Consider the following 1,711-nt stretch of genomic DNA (forward strand, 5'->3'; position numbering starts at 1 on the left):
ACGGAGTTCTTCGTCATGTCCCCTGCCCCATCTGCCGCACGGAGCGGTCCCAGGTCCCGGCTGCGGCACCTGCGAGCCGGGCTGCTCGCGATGTGCCTCGCCGCCGTCACCGTCCTCGGCGCCTCCGGCCCGGCCGACGCCGTCACCGGCGCGGCGAGCGACCACCGTGCGATCGTGGACGTGCCCGGCGCCGCCACCCTGTCCGCGGCGGGCCGGCAGGAGGCCCTGCTCGCCCACTGGACCCCCGAGCGCATCTCCGAGGCGCTGGCCAACGAGGCGGGAGCGGAGGCCCGTTCGCTGCCCCGGCAGCAGGGGGCGGCGGTGGAGGGGCCGCACTCCACCGCGGTCGGCAAGCTCGTCTTCGAGCACGCCAACGGCAAGGCCGACGCCTGTACCGGCACCGTCGTCGACAGCGACTCCGAGGTGCTGGTGCTGACGGCGGCGCACTGTCTGCACGACGGACCCGGCGGCGACTGGACCAAGAACCAGGTCTTCTACCCGGGCTTCCACGACGGCAGCGCGCCCTATGGCGGTTTCACCGCATGGAACATCGCCACCTCCTCCCAGTGGGACATCGGCACCAAGGCCGACTACGAGCACGACTACGGCATGCTCGTGGTGAACGACAACGCGAGCGGTGAGACCGCGCTGGAGGCGGCCGGCGGCTACCAGATGGCCTCCGACATGCGCGCCGGCGAGCAGGTGTCGCTCATCGGTTACTCCGGCCCGCCCTTCGACGGCAATCATCAGGAGTTCTGCCAGGACCTGGTGGAGCCCACCGTGCCGCCGCTGAACATGTGGCAGGTGGAGTGCCCGAACATGACGCCGGGTTCCAGCGGCGGGCCGTGGCTCCTGGACTACGACTACGACACCGGCACCGGCTACATCGGCGGTCTGAACAGCATCAATGACACCGGTGACTTCATGGCCTCGCCCCGCTTCGACTCCGACATGCAGGCGTTCTACGCTCTGATGGAACAGATCGGCGACGCCCGGCCCTGACCGGGCCCGGGGCGAGGGCGGGAGGCGGAGCGGCAGCCCATGACCCCTGCGGATCCGTGGCCGCACAGCCGGCCGGCGACCCATCCCGACGGCGGCTGGGGGGCGCTGCGCCCCCCGCTGCCCGCCCCACCGCTCGACGCCGCCACAGCGCAGTGTGACGAGGACTCAGTTCCCGTCACACTGCGCTCACTTGTGCTGCCCGGCGGATCGCGGGCGGCGGCGGCCGTGCCCCGTGCGGGCCTGCTCTCGCTCCTCGCGCGGGCGCTCGGCGCCCGGCCCGCCGACCTCGTCGTCGACGACGGGCCGTGCGCGCACTGCGGCCGGCTCCACGCCGCGGCCGCGACGTCCCCGGCGGGGGCGGAAAGGTACTTCGCCACCGTCCGGCACGCGGATCGCGTCCTGTACGCCGTGTGCCCGTTCCCGGTCGGTCTGGCGCTCGCCGTGCGCGGGACGGAGCCTGCGCGCCCGGCCCGCAAGTCGGCCCGGCTCGCCGCCCAGCAGGGGGCGGTCGCCCGCGGCCGGTGCGTGCGGCCCCGGGACGGCTCGGTGGAGTACGTGGTGCGCTACGTCGAGGCGCAGGCCGTGCCGGACTGCGTCGTCGCCGTGGTCTGGGAAGTACCGCACGCCCCGGGGACGTGAGCCGCGCACCGCACGGGCGAAGGCCCTCACCCCCGCTCGTGGGGGTGAGGGCCTTCGCCCGTGCGGACGG

Annotated in this window: 2 protein-coding genes; both read left to right on the top strand. The window is 74.0% G+C overall.

Annotated elements, in window-relative coordinates:
• The first annotated feature begins 15 nt into the window (after positions 1–15).
• Complete coding sequence (locus ACIBW6_RS33865) at positions 16–1,002, top strand: trypsin-like serine peptidase (RefSeq protein ID WP_399066584.1); 987 nt, start codon at positions 16–18, stop codon at positions 1,000–1,002.
• Positions 1,003–1,041: 39 nt separating this feature from the next.
• Entirely contained in the window at positions 1,042–1,641 is a 600-nt protein-coding gene (locus tag ACIBW6_RS33870) for a hypothetical protein (protein WP_399066586.1), read from the top strand.
• Positions 1,642–1,711: the final 70 nt, after the last annotated feature.

The sequence above is a fragment of the Streptomyces sp. NPDC049813 genome, assembly GCF_044465085.1.
Classification (GTDB): domain Bacteria; phylum Actinomycetota; class Actinomycetes; order Streptomycetales; family Streptomycetaceae; genus Streptomyces.